The organism is Arcticibacterium sp. SM2516 (assembly GCF_057914865.1).
Genome location: NZ_CP195290.1, coordinates 2,630,880 through 2,649,413, shown reverse-complemented (window position 1 = coordinate 2,649,413; position 18,534 = coordinate 2,630,880). Strand labels below are relative to the sequence as shown.

The following is an 18,534-nucleotide window of genomic DNA, read 5'->3' as shown; positions in this document are numbered from 1 at the left end:
TCTATCTGATGACTATTCTTTTGGCAATATTGCCCTCTGTGGTATGAAGCAGAACGAGATAAAGTCCAGGGGAAAGGTGAGCATCCAGTGGTATGGAGACTTGTCCGACTTTATCATTTTCATAGGATTTATTGAAAATTACTTTTTTGTTGGCAGCCTGTATGAGTATGATAGCATAGGCATCTTCTTGGTTTAAAGTGATATCTAAGGTCAGCTCATTATTTATAATTGGATTGTTTAATACTTTAAGCTCTGCATAGTTTACTCCTGTGGGAGCAGGGAAGCCCTTGTCGTCATAAAAAGCTTTGCTTATAATCTCTATTTCTTGAGTAACGGGGAAAACGCAGCCATTTATGGTGAGGAAAGCTTCAATGGTATAGTTGCCCATTTCTGTGAATTGAAGTATCAGTTTGTGTTCTTCTTCCGATATCACATTGGCGTATGGGGGGAGTCGCCATTCCACTTTGGTAGGTATGGGTTCTGTAATGTCAACCAAAACCACATGGTCATAATTTGGAGCTACGGAAGGAGCGGCTATATAGGTGTTCACCGAGCGGTCGGCATAGACCTCAATAGATTTAAAGGACTGACATCCATCGGCATCAACCACCTGAAGTAAGTAAAAGCCCGTGGTGTCATCTGTTAGCGTGGGGCCTTCTATGACATCACCTCTGGGCGATTCCCAAAAGTAAGAAACAGCCCACTCCGCTTGTGTACCGTCAACTACGAAATTCGTTGGACAAACCTCTTGGTCGTCCAATATGATTTCATTTTCTGGTGGTGAGGTCATCGTCAGTTGCTCTGAACGGGCTTCGCATCCTAGAGCATCTTTGGCGATGAAAGCAGTGGATTCACCTTCGCATATATGTTCTATCTCCATTGGACTCCCTCTTTCCGCAAAGTTTTCCCATGAATAAGTGAATGGGCCTATTCCGCCAGTTACCTGACCTGTAAATACGCCTTCACATAACCCAAAACAAAGGGCTTCGGTTAAGGCAACTGAACTGGAAAAAGGAATGGTTTCTTTCTCGATCGTATAATTAGCTTCAGCGGTACAGTTGTTCTGGTCTGTTACCATGACGGTGTAATCGCCTTCTGGTAAATCGGTGTTTAAGGTGCTATTAGATTGATTAGACCACGACGTTTGATAGGGCTTAGTTCCACCTTTAATGTCGATTTCTAAAATGCCTTTATTTGAGGTTTCGCAGTAATTGTTGAGTTGTTGTAAAAGGTTTATTTCAATTAGGTCTGGCTCTGTAACTTCTATTTCTTTTTTTATACTAATGCCATTGCCATCGGTTATGGTAACAAAGTAATTTCCAGCATTTATGTTTTGAGCCGCAGTGTTTTCTGAGATTTTGGTTTCTCCGCCAGACGCCTCCACCTTATACCATAATATGGAATATCCTGATTCTGAGTTTTGCTCATGCACACCACCAGAAGGGTTGATATCTAAGGAGCCATCGTTTTGTCCAAAACAGGAGACAGGGCCTATGATGAATTCACCAGTAATTTGAGATGGGGCATCCAAGAACTCAGAGGAAAGAGCAGAGCAGCCATGACTGTCAATAACCTGTAAAGCGTAAGTGCCTTCTCCTATGGAATGGAGTGTTGAAACTGGGCCACTTGAAAGAGTTTTTGTTTCTAAAAGCTGATTTTGTTCGTTTCTCCAATTATAACTTTCGTATTCACCAGTACCACCCATGACCGAAAAAGCTATGCTCCCATCATTTGTATTATAACCCTTGGGTTCTATTTTTTGAACCAGGTTGAGAACAACTGGAGCTGGATTGATAAATTCAATGCCACTAAATTGTTTAACCAAACAGGTTCTATGGTCTGTGATGATTACTTGATTTAAGGATTGAGCAAACCCGTTCATAGCGGTCTTGTTAGTTTCGTCAAATGGTATGACTGCACCTCCATTCAGCTGATAGAAATAAACGCCATTTCCTCCGCTTGCTTCTAGAAATAATTGTCCATTGGCGTCGTCAAAACACGTGATAGGGTTTGTGAAAAAGGAAGCAGAAGGGATTGTGGGTTCATAAATGTCCAAACTTCTAGCGTTTTCACATCCTTCATTATCAAATACTGTGAAGGTATAAGTCCCTTTTTTAAGATTATTTCTTTCGAAATCTCTTTTTTCGGTATCCTTCCACTGGATACTATAATTAGGGCCATTTCCACCTATTGGAGTTATAGAAATATTACCGTCATTGGCGGCGTAACAGGAAATGTCATCTTTGGCGATTTCAAAACTAGGGCTCGGTAGTAGCTTGGTCGTGATTTCGTTACTCTTAGGACTACTGCATAAAGTCTCATGACAAATAACAGAATAAGTGTTACTACCAGTCACGGTAATACTAGGCCCAGTTTGACCATTATTCCAAACGTAGGTACCTGCACAGTTTGGACTGGATGAGGTATTAATAGAAAGGATGGTATTTCCTCCTTTACAAAACTTGGCTTGGTTTGTCGCTTGGATGATAGGAGCACCAGGAGAATTATAAAAATTTACTTTGACCGTGTTCGACTGCTCAGATAGGCAGCCATTTACCCTGCAATGGGCGTAATAGCTTCCAGAGGAATAAACCGTGATGGTAGGCGTGTCTTCGTCTGTGCTCCAGGTGATAGTGCCAGAGCAGCCACTTACACTCAATACTGTACTGGTAGTAGGTGAACAAAAATCTCCACCGCCAGATACCGTGGGTGCTGCTGGTATAGGTTTGGCGTTAATCGTAATGGCATTGCTTTGAGGGCTGCTGCATTGTGCTTCTTGACATCTGACAGAATAGGTATTACTCGAAGAGACTGTGATGCTACTTCCTATCTGGCCCGTGTTCCAAATGTAGGTGCCTGAACAGTTTGGACTGGAAGATGAATTAACGGAAATGGTGGTGTTTTCACCTTGACAAAACTCAGAACCATTGCTAGATCCTATGATAGGAGCACCAGGAGCATTATAAAAATTTACATTGACGGTGTTTGACTGCTCAGATAAGCAGCCATTTACCCTGCATTGGGCGTAATAACTTCCAGAGGAATAAACCGTGATGGTCGGCGTGTCTTCGTCTGTGCTCCAGGTGATAGTGCCAGAGCAGCCACTTACACTCAATACTGTACTGGTAGTAGGGGAACAAAAAACTCCACCGCCAGATACCGTGGGTGCTGCTGGTTTAGGTTTGGCGTTAATCGTAATGGCATTGCTTTGAGGGCTGCTGCAATTTGTTTCTTGACACCTGACAGAGTAGGTATTACTCGAAGAGACCGTGATGCTACTTCCTGTCTGACCTGTGTTCCAAATGTAGGTGCCTGAACAGTTTGGACTGGAAGATGAATTAACGGAAATGGTGGTGTTTTCACCTTGACAAAACTCAGAACCATTGCTAGATCCTATGATAGGAGCACCAGGAGCATTATAAAAATTTACATTGACGGTGTTTGACTGCTCAGATAAGCAGCCATTTACCCTGCATTGGGCGTAATAACTTCCAGAGGAATAAACCGTGATGGTCGGCGTGTCTTCGTCTGTGCTCCAGGTGATAGTGCCAGAGCAGCCACTTACACTCAATACTGTACTGGTAGTAGGGGAACAAAAAACTCCACCGCCAGATACCGTGGGTGCTGCTGGTTTAGGTTTGGCGTTAATCGTAATGGCATTGCTTTGAGGGCTGCTGCAATTTGTTTCTTGACACCTGACAGAGTAGGTATTACTCGAAGAGACCGTGATGCTACTTCCTGTCTGACCTGTGTTCCAAATGTAGGTGCCTGAACAGTTTGGACTGGAAGATGAATTAACGGAAATGGTGGTGTTTTCACCTTGACAAAACTCAGAACCATTGCTAGATCCTATGATAGGAGCACCAGGAGAATTATAAAAATTTACATTGACGGTGTTTGACTGTTCAGATAAGCAGCCATTTACCCTGCAATGGGCGTAATAACTTCCAGAGGAATAAACCGTGATGGTAGGCGTGTCTTCGTCTGTGCTCCAGGTGATAGTGCCAGAGCAGCCACTTACACTCAATACTGTACTGGTAGTAGGGGAACAAAAATCTCCACCGCCAGATACTGTTGGGGCGGCTGGAATAGGTTTAATATTTACCGAGATGACGTTGCTCGCACTTGAAAGTTCCCCTAATTCTTCACATTTAACGCTATACGATCCCGATGTAGATATGCTTACCGAAGTGCCAATCTGTCCGTTGCTCCATTTATATTCTCCTGCACAGTTTGGGCTTGCGGGCAAATCGACAGATAATGTGCTGGTACTTCCTTGGCAAACGGAAGTTGGGCTATCCGCTTTAATAATAGGGGTTTCAGGAATCCATGTTTTATTCAGTGAAGCAAAGCTGTGGTTAGCATTGCACCAAAATAAAATAAGTAAAATGACTCTATATTGTTTAAATATGGAGCATTTGAGCCATAATTTATTGAAGGTATGAAATATACCAATGTCAACTTTTACAGCTGTTGAAAGTGTTTTTTTATTCATGACTATTCCTCCATTAATTATCAGAAAAAGAAAAAATTTCTAGTTCTAAAGGAGTTAACTGTTTGTCAAACCACCACCAAACAAGACATATCAAAAAGGTAAATCCTAGAATGATATAAAGGACTATTTTAATATGTTTCCAATTGGCTTTGACAAAATTAAACATGTCCGAATCTAGCAATTAAGACGGATGGAATGAAAAATTAAGCGTCGCAAAAGCGTCGCAATTTGGAAGTTTCGGACTGTAGAGTTAGATATAATTTACTAATTCTGAGATGTTTGTGTCTTCTGGAAGGTTTGCTTTCTTTCGAAACCTATACGGCGTGCTTCTAACACTTGCGGGAGAAATACCTAAAGTAAAAGCTATTTCTTCATTACTAAATCCAAGCTTTGTCAGTGTTAAATATCGAACTTCTGAAGGTGTTAGCATAGGAAACTTTGCTTTAAGTCTTGAGATAAAGCCAACGTGTACTTTGTCAAAGAGTTCTCTGAATTGTTTCCATTCTTGTTTAGTAAGGATGGTTATTTTTTGTAGTTTTTGTAAAATTTCCTCATCCTGATTTTGGCTGTTAATCTGTTCTAATAGTCGTGTTTTTTCAAGGATTTCTGCTTTGAAATTATCTAGATAAATATGAGCTTGGTTTAGCTCTTCTTTCGCTAAAAAAAGCTTTTTTCTAGCGTTCATTACATTGGTATAATAAATAAATAAGGCTAAACTCAACAATAGTATTAGTCCACCAATAATTACGTTTCTTTTCAATATTTTAGCTTCCCTGTCCGCAGTAAACTTATCAAGCTCCTTTTTTTGTTGTATTCTCAGTAATTTCTTAGTGTCAAAATCTACCTTGTTTTGATTTCGCCAATAGTGCGAGGAATCCAGATAGGCAAGTCCCTTTTTAATGTCCCCTGTTCGAATATAGTATCTAGAAATTAACCGATAAGTTTCAGGTCGATATCCCTGCCAAGTAGTAAATGGGTTTTGCTCTTCTAATTCAAGCATTATCTTTTTTGCTTTTTCTTGTTGACCAGTTCTTAGGTAAGCGTCTATTAATGCGGCTCTTTGAGAGTTTTGCTCTCTTATATCTTCATTTATTGATTTTAAATAACCAAGGCCAGTTTCTAAATGTGTAATGGCTTTTTCATATTCTTGATGTTTATAATGAAGCTTTCCTAGATAGCCTTCGCTGCTACCCATACTAAATGTGTCTAGCGTGCTTGTTGAAGCTTCTAGAGCTTTTTCTAAATAGTAAAATGCTGAGTCTTTTTGATTCAGTTGTTTGAAAGATTCTCCCAGCATATTATAATTATACGGGTAATACTTGCTATTCGAGATTTGCTCTTCATTCAGTTCTTGTATTGCACTCTTACATATCTCTATGGTTTTGGCAATCTCATCAAAGTTGAAATAGATATAGGTGAGATCTATCATTTCTCTAAACTTGGTAGGGTGTTCTATACTATTTAAAGATTGGTTCAGTATTAAAACCCTTTCAAAGTGACCAAAGGCTAATTCGTAATTTTTGGCTCGTTTTAGATAGAAATCACCTAACATGAATTCTAAATAAGCTTCAAAATTCTTATTTTCCCTGTCAATCGTTTTATCTCGAAAAAACAATAAGCGATTCAATAAATAATCTTTTGAAATTTCTGAGGACCCAAAATAGAGCTTCAACTCAGTTATGTCCATCATGAATTCTAGGAAATCAGCATTGTTTTCAACTGCAAATCGTCTAATTGACCTAATTTCTGGCATGTAGGTAGCGGTATCTACATCTTCACTATTAAAGGTCATGTGCCATTTATCTATAAACGTGTTATCCAATTCGTCGGGACTAAGTTTTAAGTAGGCTTCATATTGAGCATAAGTGCTCAGGTTAATAAAAAAGATCAAGAAGGTTAGTTTTCGCATAGACTTTTAAGGATAACTAAAAATAGTGATTTGAAATATTGATTCCGTAGCGTTATACGTAATATTTGAAAGTATGTACAGAAACCTTACCATGCTGAGGTACCTGCTGATAAAAAATGGTCTTAAATTATTAGAATTTTTTAACTTTATAAATTCAACCCAAAATTTATGAAGTACCTCTTTTTATTGTTTATTCCTTTTCTTTCTGTTGCTCAGAGTAAGGTCGATTGGCTTGTAAACCCGATTGATGAAAAAGCTCAAATTGTAGTAAGCAAGAATAACATCGTTTTACGGAATGGTTTGCTATCAAGAACTATAAATATTGATAAAAATGTGTCAACCACAAGTTTCAAAAACCTCCAAACAGGCGATGAGTTTATACGGTCTTTACGCCCAGAAGCCAGAATCGAAATTGATGGAAAAACTTATAATATAGGTGGACTTTATGGGCAAAAGGAACATGGCTATTTCCTAGAAGAGTGGCTTTCTGGGCTTTCCGCAAATCCAAAGGATTTTCAGTATGTAACGTATACCATTGGCGAACTGAGTCAGCCGTTTCCTACGAAAAGTACAAATTGGACTAGCGATGATAGTAAAGCCACGGGTAAAGAATTGACCTTGTATTTTGACGCTCCTGTTATGGATTTGAAGGATGTTAAAGTTGCCATCCACTATGCTATTTATGATGGTATTCCTCTAATATCTAAATGGCTGACCATGGAGAATGTAGGTGCTAAGTCTATCAAAATAGACCAAGTAGTCAATGAAATACTAGCCACTGTAGAAGAGGAGTCTGCTGTGGTGGGTACGCCAGAGCAAATGAAAACACCTCAAAAACTCTACATCGAAAACAACTTCGCTTATAATAATGCCATGAAATATCGTTTGAGCGACCAAGCCACGCACTGGAAGGTGGATTCGGCTTATACTTCTCAAGTGAATTATGCATTGACAACGCCCTGTGTAGCTGAAATATATCCTAGTTTAGGTGTAGGAATTGACTTAAAAGCTAAGAAAACCTATACCTCCATTAGGTCTTATGAGCTTTTGCATGATAATTATGATAAAGAGCGTCAAGGCTTAGCTGTCAGGAAAATGTACAGAACCATAGCTCCCTGGACGAATCAAAATCCGATTTTCATGCACCTTATCAGTACCGATGACACCAAGGTGCGTGAGGTGATAGACCAGTGTGTAGAAACAGGATACGAGATGGTGATTTTGAGTTTTGGAAGTGGTCTTATTATGGAAGATGCTTCTGAGAAGAATATTGCAAAGTTTAAGAAACTGGCAGATTATGCCCATAGTAAAGGCATAAAACTGGGAGGTTACTCGCTGTTTAGCAGTAGAAGTATTGATGATGAAAACGACGTGATTGACCCGGTGACGGGCTTGCCAAATACGGCTGCAACGTTTGGGCATGCTCCATGTTTAGCCAGTGAGTGGGGGTTAAATTATTTAGCGAGTATTAAGAAGTTCATTGTAGAAACAGGATTTGACCTACTAGAGCATGATGGTCCTTACCCTGGCGATGTTTGTGCGAGTACTTCGCATCCTGGCCATGAAGGTTTGCATGATTCGCAATGGGTACAAATGGAACTTCAAAAAGAGCTTTATCAATGGCTAAATGCCAGAGGTGTTTATATTAATGCACCCGATTGGTACTTTTTAGACGGTTCGCATAAAATAGCTTTGGGTTACAGAGAAGTGAATTTTTCACTGTCCAGAGAGCAACAAAAGATTCTAAATCGTCAGAATATCTATGATGGTACATGGGAAAAGACGCCGTCTATGGGTTGGGGTTTTGTACCATTGACCAAATATCAAGGCGGAGGTCCAGAAGCTGTTTTGGAACCTTTGGCGGAGCATCTGACCGACTATAAACAACTGATGATGCAGTATTATGGTGCTGGTATTCAGGCTTGTTATAGAGGACCACGGCTTTATGACACAGAAGAGACTAAGCAGGTAGTAAAAGAAACCATAACGTGGTATAAAAACTACCGTGAGATACTTAATTCAGACATTATTCACCTCAGACGTGCTGATGGACGGGATTGGGATGGCATCATGCATGTGAATGCAGAATTACCTCAAAAGGGTTTGGTGATGCTGTATAATCCACTGCTAGGGTCCATAGAAAGAAATATTAATATTCCGCTATATTATACAGGATTAGTAGATAACGCTAATGTGAGATTGAATGGGGGAGAAGCTACTTTTCACGCACTTAATAGAGATTATTCTATCGACTATGAATTAACAATTCCTGCCAAGGGTTATGTGTGGTTGTTGATAGAGTAGGTTTTTAGTAAAGCCAATTATTTATGGGCAAGCATTGTTGATTTTAGCTTCGAAAGAAATGACCCCTTCTACTTTGAATCCAGGATTTAAGAGAATGTGTTTACCTGCTTGGTAGTAAACATTTGATGACGAGATGGTGTTAATAGCACTTAGCGTTTGACTAGCAGCGTAAGAAGCGTAACTTTCATTTATGTTAGGAATAGAGGTGAAATTATCAATTGTGGGGCATGGGTTTTCATAAGCACCAAGATCTGGTAAGTTGACATGTTTTTGACCGGTTATATCAGAGAAGTATTGGAGGTTAAATTTGCTCCCGGCTTCAATAGCATCACTTGTATTTGAGAGCATTAATCCATCGTCTGATGTTCCAATTATATTGTCATTTCCATAGATATTGTTTGAGTTTATGAATTCTGGGTTTGCGTCAAAAATTGTTGTGTTTTGACAAAAGGTTCCGGAACCCATTAAAGCACAGTTGAATGAGTTAACCATAGAGTATGATATGTAAACGGTGGAGTATAGGCTTAAAAAATGTCTAATATTCGTGTTTACGTCACCAGCTATGATACAATTACTGAAATAGGTGCTAGAATGTCCGGAATTAGCAGAACTATAAGCTATTTCGGCATATTTGTCAGCAGTGTTTCCAAAAAAGGTAGCGTTCTCAAATCTAGAAGAATTTATACCGTTTGGAGCACTAAAACTTATAACTCCTCCATAATCGGAATTGTTTCCAACAAAAATGCTGCTTCTTGCAGTCAAGTAGGAAATTCCTTGATAACTAGAAATAGATATAGCCCCTCCTTCAGCAGTAACGTTTGGGTTTTGATTGTCGGCTTCATTATTTACGAAACTTGAATTTTCAATTAAAGGTCTACAATCTCCGTTATTGCAGTCAAATCTAATAGCACCACCAATAGTCGCATAATTACTATCAAAAAGACATCTGTTAATTTTTGTTTTCGATTTACCGTGAAGGGTATTTGACGAGTTTTGAACATTGATTGCACCACCTACATTTGCTGTATTGTTAATAAAAATACAATCGTTGATAATCATTGAGGTATGAAATTCATTGAAAATTGCTGCTCCTTCTTTCGCAATATTATTTGAGAAAGTTAAATTTGCAAGAATGGGGCTTGAAGGAAATTTAGAATTGGTGCCACGATTGTATAAACCTGCACCAGCTCTGTTTTGAAAACTGGCAGAAATGTTATCTGCATTTCCTTTGGAAATTTTAAATCCATCTATAACGGTTTCAGAACTTACATTTAATGTTTTTAAAATGTGGTAAGAATTATCTGATTGATAGTTTTTATAGCCAATATCCCCACTTAATTGACTTATGTTTTGAGAAAAATTACGATTGTCTAAGTTGAAATCAGAAAGTTCTGTGCCTTTGAAACCTCCATAAACTTTTACACTATCTGGAACTTCAAAAGCTATTGTTCTATCTGAATTGGTAGTAGGATAATAGATGCCCTTAGCTACCCATATTTCGTCATCAGCCTGAGAATTGGTAAGTGCCGTTTGAAGGCTTTTAAAAGCGGACTCCCATGATAATCCATCTCCAAAATCGTTTAATGCCGTTGCTTTTACAAAGTATCTTGTTTGAGAAAAAGACTGGTTCGAAATAAGTAAGAGAATAATTATAGGGAAGAGTAATACTTTTAGTTGCGTGTTCATTCTATGGATTGGTAACTATTTAAAGAAGGTTCTCTCAAATATATAGAAGGAAGAAGTAGTTACAAAAGGGGAAGTGACGTTAATCATTTGATTTGGTCAATTTGGCGAAATTTGTTTTCGGAAGACAGTAAGCAGTTATTCTTTTAATTAGGATTATCATTAATCTTCAATTACAATAATACATTTTTAATCGGATGCTTAGTAAGTATCAATAAATATATTTCAGACCTTTAGGAGCTAAATTATAACGCTTGAAGTATCTTTTTTCTATCCTCTTTATATTTTCCAGTATTCTGGGAAAAAGTCAATTATTCACAGAATCTTTTGCTTATCCAAAAGAAACCACGCTCTCCAGTTTGGGTTGGACAGAACACAGCGGCGGAGGAAGTAATCCGATCGTCATTGCAGAGGGGCTAAGTTTTGGTAATGCGGTTTTAAATTCAGGCGTAAAGTTGGCGGGTGGAGGTCAGGATCTTCATCAAAATTTTGAAGAACAAAACAAAGGTGCTGTCTATGTATCTTTCTTGGTCAATCTGGAAGAAGCTTCTACGGAAGGTGATTACTTTTTTCATTTAGGAGCTAAAGATTTAGGTACCAACTTCAGGGCAAGGATATTTAGCAAAAGTAATGGCGATGGCATCCAGTTTGGACTTAGTAAGTCCTCTAATTCTCCCAATTATACCTCAGAGGTTTTTCAGAAGAATACCACTTACCAATTGGTTTTGAAGTATACCTTTCTGGAAGCAACCAAATCGGATGATATCGTAGAGCTATTTGTTTTAAAAACAGAAACAAAAGTAGAGCCCAAGCGAACCGTTAAAGCCAATGAGGGGGAGAGTGATGCCACGGGCATAGCTACTTTGGCATTTAGGCAGGGGAGCGGGAGCAAAGCCCCTTCTCTTACGCTGGATGAAATAAGAGTAGCTACTAATTGGCCGCAGGCGGTCAGTTTAAGTAGGAGTATGTCTGTGGAGCTTACAATGCCAGAAAATCGCTATGCTTTTAGGTCTGAATGTGAAAAGGAAACAGTCTTTCCAGCAGTTTTAAATGCCTACTGGCCAGAAAACCTATTGAATCTGTGGTCGCCTTCAGCAAATGCCTTGGCGTTTTCTGAAGATGGAATTACGTGGTTAGACCAATTGACTTTTAATTCTACAAGTAACAGTTTTTATAAGCCCTTTTATATCAAATTACATTCAAGTAAAATAGAAGAACCGGAAGGTGTATTCACCATCAGTATTGATAATTATGGGGCGGAGGTTATTGATCATGTAGCGGTTAGATATTCCATTTTTCAGTTAAGAGCAGATTGTAGTTTGCCCATTATTCATGCTAAAACACTTCAGCTTGGAGATTCTGTCTTGGTGTCGGGCGTAATCTCTGCTTCTGCACAAGAGTTTTCTGATTTCAATTATTTGGGAGACGAAACAAGCGGGATTAGAATCCAAGGTGATTTTGGTTTTCAAATAGGAGATAGCGTTCAATTTAACGGGGTCTTATCTGAGCTAAATCAAGAGTCCGTATTATTGATAGATTCTCTCAAAGGAGCTAAGATTTTTGACAAAAAGATACTTAAGCCTAAATTGGTTAAATTGGAAGATATAGCCAATCATACGGGAGAGCTCGTGAAGGTAGAAGGAGTAATTATGAAAGATGCCAATTTTGTTTTCCTACCTAATTCTAATGAAAGTGTAGTTAAAAATGGTAGGGTAGTTCCTGCCAGAATATGGTCAAAAACTAAAATTGACGGTCATGAAAAACCTCAAGGAGCTTTTAACATCACTGGCGTGGTGGGGCAATATAGAGACCAATTTCAAATTTATCCTAGGCTCGAAAGCGACATTGAAGGTCTAGGTATTATGCCTCAGCCTGCGGTAAATATTTCCAAAGAATACACTTTTGATTTAGCTGCTTGGAATCTAGAGTGGTTTGGAAGTGCTGGAAATGGACCTAGGAACGAGTCTCTTCAAATGGAAAATGCCATTCAAGTAATGAAAGATATGGATGCCGATGTTTTCGTTTTAGAAGAAATTACAGGTTTAGATGCTTTTGAAGAGTTAGTGGCTGGTCTGGAGAATTATAAGGGTATCTGTTCACCTGAGGTTTCTGGTGGTGGCGACCCCGATTTTGCTCAAAGGGTATGTTTTGTTTATAAAAATGAAACGGTACAAATGGTAGAGATGAAGGCCTTGCTAAAAGGTACTGCTGTTATCAACGATTACCCAGAGGGTTTCGATAGGTTTTGGGCGAGTGGAAGATTTCCTGCTCTTTTTGTGTGCGACGTAAAAGTTGACGGAATAAGCCGAAGGCTTCATATTATAGGTGTTCATGCCAGAGCCAATAGAAATAGCGATGAAAAAGATTTGGTTTATGACATGAGAATGAAAGATATAGCGGTTTTAAAAGACAGCTTGGACTTACATTTCTCTATGGCGGCTATCATTATGGCCGGTGATTTTAATGACGATGTGGACGAAACGGTGGTTTCAGGGCAAACGAAGTCTACGTATGCCAATTTTGTGGAAGACCAAACGAATTATAAGTTTTTGACAAAAGTGTTAAGTGATACTAGGCAAAAATCTTACTTTGGATATGATAATGTGATAGATCATATTATGGTATCTAACGAGCTTTTTGATAGTGTTTTGAAGGATGGTACGCAGCTTCAGCTTCCATTTGTGAACATAGATGGCTATCCGGATAATACTTCCGACCATCTTCCAGTGATGAGTAGATTTATGTTACAGCCTGCCACTTCTAAGGTTCACTTTTCTGAAATTGACAAGGTATTAATTTTCCCAAATCCATCCGGTCAAAAGCTAGAATTGGGCATAGAGAAAAATACAGGTTCTCACATAGAACTTCAACTTTTTAATGTGAACGGTGATGTGTTACAAAAGGCTAGAGGGCATGAGGTGATTATAGAAAAAAGGCTTTCTAGGGCTTTGAATAAACAGGATGCCGGTGTTTACATTATCAAACTAAATATTGGAAAATCCACAAAAACTTACAAAATTGTGAAGAATTAGAATCGCGAAGTTTTAGCTTTTTGTTATCGATGAAATCTGCCTCTAGGTAGTCATTATAACGTTTTTTTGTGCCTCACTTCCTGGTTTGCCATATTAAATGAAATTGCAGTTGTTATAAAAAAAACAAAAACACCCTATCAATGAAGAAAAATTCTAGAAGAAATTTTATTAAAAAAGGAGCCCTGGCTGCCGGCTCTTTTTACATTGTTCCCCGCCATGTTTTAGGTAAAGGATTTAAAGCCCCTAGCGACAAATTGAATTTGGCGGCTATTGGTGCTGGAGGGAAAGGTTCTAGCGATATTAGAAATGCTTGGAACAAAGGTTCGGAAAACGTGGTGGCTTTATGTGATATAGATTTAAATGAAGCTGCTAGTTCTATCAAATTATTTCCTAAGGCCAAGATATACAAGGACTTTAGAGAGATGTTTGACCAGCAGAAAGACATTGATGGTGTAACCATTTCTACGCCAGATCATAACCACGGTATAGCGGCTATGGCAGCCATGCAAAATGGCGTACACGTTTACGTGCAAAAACCGCTGACTCATAATATTTATGAGGCCAGAATGCTTACCGAAGCGGCTAGGAAATACAAGATGGTTTCTCAGATGGGAAATCAGGGTGCTTCTAATCCCGAACAGCAAAAAATGATTGAATGGTTTAAAGCTGGCTTGTTAGGTGATATTGATAAAGTACATATTTGGACTAACAGACCCGTTTGGCCACAAGGAATTCCTGTGCCAACAGAAAAGAAACCATTGCCAGCAGGACTTTCAGCTAAAGATTGGGATCTCTGGGTAGGGCCAGCAAGCATGGTAGATTATCACCCACTTTATCATCCATTCAAATGGCGTGGCTGGTGGAATTTTGGAACTGGTGCTTTAGGAGATATGGGTTGTCACCTGATTGACCCAGCATTTAGAGTTTTAGAATTAGGGTACCCTACCGAGGTAGAGTGTAGTGTAGGACAGGTTTTCTTAAAAGACTGGGAAGCGGAGTATATCCCAGAAGGTTGTCCACCTTCTTCTAGTGTTCAAGTGAAATTTCCTGCCTCGGCAGCAAATAAGAAAGAAGTAACCATGAGGTGGTCAGATGGCGGAATTCGACCTTTCCACCCAGATATTATTCCTGCTGATCATAGTGTAGGGGATGCTGATAGTGCTAATGGTGTTATCATGGAAGGAGAAAAAGGAGTAATGGTGTGTACGTCTTATGGACAAAGAGCTAAAATCTACTTGAATTCTGGTGAAATATTAGAAGTGCCTAAGGAATATAACGCTGGCATGAAAAACGCTGATATGTCGGAATATGGTCATCATACCAACTGGGTTGAGGCTGTTAAGGCAGGTTTTGGAAGTAAAGAGCATAAAGGACTGACATCTTCTTTCGATTATTCAGGTCCATTGACAGAAACCGTAATTATGGGTAATTTGGCCATCAGAAGTTACCAAGAAAGTACTTCAGGAAGCGGTAGAGGAAGGAAGTATGAAGGTCGTAAGAAATTACTGTGGGATGGTGATAATATGAAAGTGACCAACTACGACGAGGCCAACAAATTTGTGAGTCGTAAGTACAGGGACGGCTGGAAATTGATATAGGAATAGGTGAAATAGTGTTCTGAAAAGCCCTCCAAGAAAAATTCTTGGAGGGCTTTTGCTTTAATTTTTCTAAGAACTCAATCTATCTCATAATCCAGTTTTATGGTAATGGCAGCGGTTTTGTTTTTAGAAGTTGTGTTATAAACTCCACCCCAAGAGTAATCTTCGGAGGAGTTTTGTCCAGTAATTTGGAAAACCCCCATGCTTGCGTTTTTTAAATCTCCGATAGACTAACCTGCATTCTCTGCAATTTTCTCAGCCCTAGACTTAGCATCTTTGGTGGCCTCGGCTATCATTTCTACTTTTAATTCTGCCAGTTTGGTATAATAATATTCTGGAAAATTCGAATAGAATTCTACACCCGAATTTATGATTTCACTCACCATTCTAGACACACTTTCCACCTTGTTAACGTCTTTGCTTTCCACAGAAACATTCTGGGTCAAATTATACCCTGTGAAAACGGTCACGGTATTTCTGGTGGCTTCATTATAATCTGAGCTAAAATCTTTATTGATGGTAACAGCACTGAAAACAATGGAGCTATCCGCTATTCCTTTTGACACTAAATAGTTTCGTAAAATCTCTCTGTCTTTGTCTAGTGCGGCATAGGCCACTTTCAAATTGTACTCCTTTTTTGAGAAGCTTCCAGACCATACAATCAGGTCGGAGGTGAAATCTTTTGTTCCCAGACCTGTCACAGAAATGTTGTTCTGGTGTCTGTTTCTGTTTTTAACCGCATTGCCCAGAATAAGGGCGAAAAGAAGAATAGCCGTTGAAAATATGATAGCTGTTAAATGATTCTTTATCATGCAATTATTGATTTGCCATAAATAAGGTGATATGCCAATTTTATCTTAAAGTATGTATCAATATTACGCTGAAATACGGTTAGAAAGTCTGTGTGATTCTAGTTTATTTCATGTGTTTAAATCTCACTTTATATACCCATACTCCATAGCCAACTTCAGCAAGCTAATCATGTTTTTTACCTCAAATTTTGAAAGCAGATTGCTCCTATGAGTTTCTACGGTTTTGTTGCTTATAAATAGCTCTGTGGCTATTTCTTTTGTGGTTTTACCTTTAGCCACAAGTTCTAATACCTCTTTTTCTCTTCTTGTAAACCTTAGTTCATAAAGATTGTTTTCCGTTGTTTTTTGTCGGGAAAGACTCAGCATTATTATATCTGTAACCTCCTTACTTTGATAGGTTTCTCCTTTATAAACGGTTCTTAGGGCTTTAAGTAATTCTTCGCCTCCAGTGTTTTTTAAAATATAACCAGACGCTCCATTTTTCATCATTTTGGTAATGAAACTTTCGTCATTATACATGGACATGGCCAGCACTTTAATTTCTGGGTGTTTTTTATCAATATAGGTGCATACATTTAGACCGCTGTCTTCCCCCAAATTGATGTCTAAAAGTACGACGTCGATATTGTTTTCTTTCAGTGCGTTTTTAACTTGATTGGCATTTTGACATTCTCCTACCACTTCAAAATCCGACTCTTGTTGCAATAAGGAAGAAACACCTTCTGTGAAAATTTTATGGTCATCTACCAATAATACCCTTATCATTGTACTTTTTAGTTTAAATCATTAGCAGAAATTGTATGAAGCTGCATTCCAAAATCTATTTATTGATGGTGGGCTTTTTAAGTCTCACCAGTTCATTTGCTCAATATCCAGATTGGAATCAGTCTTTCACCAAGGTACAACTTGACAGCTTGCTACAAAAATATGAAATAGAAAAAGATACATTGGGTTTAGCTTTTACTTATTGGTGTTATTCCAAAAAGGAGGAGCATTCTGAAGTACCCGATATTTCTCCTATGGCCACTTTACACAAAAGTATGGAGTTATTCTTGGCTGTGGGAGACTCGGTAAATTATTATAATATTCGTGGAGCCATTGGTTCCTACTATATGGGCAGAGCCTATATAAAGAAGTTTGCCAAGGAATATATAGCCACTTCTGTCCATTATTTTAGGAATAATAACTGGCCATCCTTAGAGTTAGGACATTTAATAAACCTGGCCAATATTGATATTCATGAAAACAGCTTTGATCATGTATCTGAGAAATTAAGGCGAGCAGAAATGCTTAATGAAAAAGTTCAAGACGAAGGTTTCAAAGCTAGAATACACTCTTCCTATGCAGATTACTATTCCAGAAGAGGAGAAATACAAAGGGCTCTAGAACATGCCGAAATTAGTTATGAAATAGGACATAGGTTAAAGATTGATTGGGTTGAAGGGCTTTCGTTTTATTTTAAATCTATTTGTTATAACGCATTAAAGCAGGAAGATAAAAGGTTAGAAGCTCTTTTGCAAGGCTTGAAATTAGTGGAAAATAATGAAATTCTTTTTCAGCTGAAAAAGGAGTTTTACCGTAATCTGGAGAATTATTATTTTTTGAAAAAGGATTATGCCAATGCCCATAAATATGGCGACTTGACTTTAAAGATGGTTGAGAAAATCTATAATTCTAAGATAGAGTCGGACCTGAGGTCTTTTAGTGATTATAATCTGATAGAGAATGAGAGAATAATGGTGGCTAAGTTGGCTTTGGAGAAACAAATTGCTGAAAGCGAGATTGAAAAATTAGAGACTAGGCAGCGGATGTATATTGGGGTACTGTTTTTAACCTTGCTTATTCTTGTTCTTTTAGTCATAGCGTTTATAAATAGGCGAGCGATTAATATGTTGGAAATAAACCAAGCCAACAAGAATAATCAGATTGGTACACTAAACGCTCTTATAATAGGTCAAGAAAAGGAAAGGGAACGAATAGCCCAAGAGCTTCATGATGGCTTAGGTACCATGCTTTCTAGAATTAAAATTTTAATGGGAAAAGGGCTTACTCATGAAAAAACATTAGGAATGCTTGACGAAGCTTGCTCTGAACTTCGAAATATTTCTAGCAATATGCAGCCCAGCAATCTTACAAACTTTGGCCTAGTGAAAGCCTTACAGGATTTCGTATTCAAGCAAAGTGGCACACACCCCAATATTATCTTTGAACATTTTGGTAAACCAAAGGATTTAGGGAAGAATAAGAACTTAATGGTTTACAGAATCATACAGGAGCTTCTGACCAATTCTCTGAAACATGCTGCGGCCAAGGAAATATTGGTTCAAATTATTTTTTCGGACAAAACCGTAAATCTTACGGTTGAAGATGACGGTAAGGGTTTTGAAGAGAGCCTAATAAAAACAGATTCTAGTGGGTGGAATAATATCCGTTCTAGGGTAGATTATCTACAAGGCTTACTGAACCTACATTCTGATAATAAGAATGGTACCTCCATTACTATTTCTATTCCCATCGTATAATTCAGCGTTATATTTTCTTTCAAGATGGTTTTGTAATGCAAGATCTCAGGGTTTACCCTTGGTTTTAAAAATGGGGGAATACCATTAGAGTATTGGTATAAATAGAGGGTAATTTTGGACTTTATTTATAAAGTATGGCGTGCCCTATATTGAAATAAGCAGCCCTACAAGCCTAAAAA

General features: G+C 38.4%; 10 protein-coding genes. 4 read left to right on the top strand and 6 right to left on the bottom strand.

Translation table 11 applies throughout. The annotated features are described in order from the left end of the window. Window position 1 precedes the first annotated feature (1 nt). Window positions 2-4,495: a SprB repeat-containing protein gene (locus ACSBFT_RS11005; protein ID WP_489604662.1), complete on the bottom strand. Its 4,494-nt coding sequence runs from the start codon at window positions 4,493-4,495 to the stop codon at window positions 2-4. A 250-nt stretch (window positions 4,496-4,745) separates the two neighbouring features. Continuing rightward, window positions 4,746-6,404, bottom strand: a complete 1,659-nt coding sequence (locus ACSBFT_RS11000; protein ID WP_489604661.1) for a tetratricopeptide repeat protein — start codon at window positions 6,402-6,404, stop codon at window positions 4,746-4,748. 168 nt (window positions 6,405-6,572) lie between these two features. Here ACSBFT_RS11000 and ACSBFT_RS10995 point away from each other — a divergent pair, with 168 nt between their 5' ends. Continuing rightward, window positions 6,573-8,708 carry an alpha-amylase family protein gene (locus ACSBFT_RS10995; RefSeq protein WP_489604660.1) on the top strand — a complete coding sequence of 712 codons (2,136 nt, stop codon included), beginning with the start codon at window positions 6,573-6,575 and terminating at the stop codon, window positions 8,706-8,708. 21 nt (window positions 8,709-8,729) lie between these two features. Here the strand turns inward: ACSBFT_RS10995 and ACSBFT_RS10990 are convergent, their stop codons facing one another. Then, complete coding sequence (locus ACSBFT_RS10990; protein ID WP_489604659.1) at window positions 8,730-10,394, bottom strand: 3-coathanger stack domain-containing protein; 1,665 nt, start codon at window positions 10,392-10,394, stop codon at window positions 8,730-8,732. 251 nt (window positions 10,395-10,645) lie between these two features. Here ACSBFT_RS10990 and ACSBFT_RS10985 point away from each other — a divergent pair, with 251 nt between their 5' ends. After that, window positions 10,646-13,423 carry a T9SS type A sorting domain-containing protein gene (locus ACSBFT_RS10985; protein ID WP_489604658.1) on the top strand — a complete coding sequence of 926 codons (2,778 nt, stop codon included), beginning with the start codon at window positions 10,646-10,648 and terminating at the stop codon, window positions 13,421-13,423. 140 nt (window positions 13,424-13,563) lie between these two features. After that, window positions 13,564-15,021: a Gfo/Idh/MocA family protein gene (locus ACSBFT_RS10980; protein WP_489604657.1), complete on the top strand. Its 1,458-nt coding sequence runs from the start codon at window positions 13,564-13,566 to the stop codon at window positions 15,019-15,021. Between the two features lie 77 nt (window positions 15,022-15,098). Here the strand turns inward: ACSBFT_RS10980 and ACSBFT_RS10975 are convergent, their stop codons facing one another. The 3 genes from ACSBFT_RS10975 to ACSBFT_RS10965 all read right to left on the bottom strand — a co-directional run bounded on the left by ACSBFT_RS10975 (window position 15,099) and on the right by ACSBFT_RS10965 (window position 16,598). Then, complete coding sequence (locus ACSBFT_RS10975; protein WP_489604656.1) at window positions 15,099-15,224, bottom strand: hypothetical protein; 126 nt, start codon at window positions 15,222-15,224, stop codon at window positions 15,099-15,101. 27 nt (window positions 15,225-15,251) lie between these two features. Then, window positions 15,252-15,833 (bottom strand): SIMPL domain-containing protein, encoded by a 582-nt coding sequence (locus ACSBFT_RS10970; protein WP_489604655.1) that lies wholly within the window; start codon window positions 15,831-15,833, stop codon window positions 15,252-15,254. Between the two features lie 123 nt (window positions 15,834-15,956). Next, window positions 15,957-16,598 carry a response regulator gene (locus ACSBFT_RS10965; RefSeq protein ID WP_463045529.1) on the bottom strand — a complete coding sequence of 214 codons (642 nt, stop codon included), beginning with the start codon at window positions 16,596-16,598 and terminating at the stop codon, window positions 15,957-15,959. Window positions 16,599-16,633: 35 nt separating this feature from the next. Here ACSBFT_RS10965 and ACSBFT_RS10960 point away from each other — a divergent pair, with 35 nt between their 5' ends. Further along, complete coding sequence (locus ACSBFT_RS10960; RefSeq protein ID WP_489604654.1) at window positions 16,634-18,355, top strand: sensor histidine kinase; 1,722 nt, start codon at window positions 16,634-16,636, stop codon at window positions 18,353-18,355. Window positions 18,356-18,534: the final 179 nt, after the last annotated feature.

Coding starts and splice junctions, on each gene's coding strand:
- ACSBFT_RS10975 (WP_489604656.1), bottom strand. CDS start 15,224: ATGGGGGTTTTCCAAATTACTGGACAAAACTCCTCCGAAGATTACTCT.
- ACSBFT_RS10960 (WP_489604654.1), top strand. CDS start 16,634: ATGAAGCTGCATTCCAAAATCTATTTATTGATGGTGGGCTTTTTAAGT.
- ACSBFT_RS10970 (WP_489604655.1), bottom strand. CDS start 15,833: ATGATAAAGAATCATTTAACAGCTATCATATTTTCAACGGCTATTCTT.
- ACSBFT_RS10990 (WP_489604659.1), bottom strand. CDS start 10,394: ATGAACACGCAACTAAAAGTATTACTCTTCCCTATAATTATTCTCTTA.
- ACSBFT_RS10980 (WP_489604657.1), top strand. CDS start 13,564: ATGAAGAAAAATTCTAGAAGAAATTTTATTAAAAAAGGAGCCCTGGCT.
- ACSBFT_RS10965 (WP_463045529.1), bottom strand. CDS start 16,598: ATGATAAGGGTATTATTGGTAGATGACCATAAAATTTTCACAGAAGGT.
- ACSBFT_RS10995 (WP_489604660.1), top strand. CDS start 6,573: ATGAAGTACCTCTTTTTATTGTTTATTCCTTTTCTTTCTGTTGCTCAG.
- ACSBFT_RS11005 (WP_489604662.1), bottom strand. CDS start 4,495: ATGAATAAAAAAACACTTTCAACAGCTGTAAAAGTTGACATTGGTATA.
- ACSBFT_RS11000 (WP_489604661.1), bottom strand. CDS start 6,404: ATGCGAAAACTAACCTTCTTGATCTTTTTTATTAACCTGAGCACTTAT.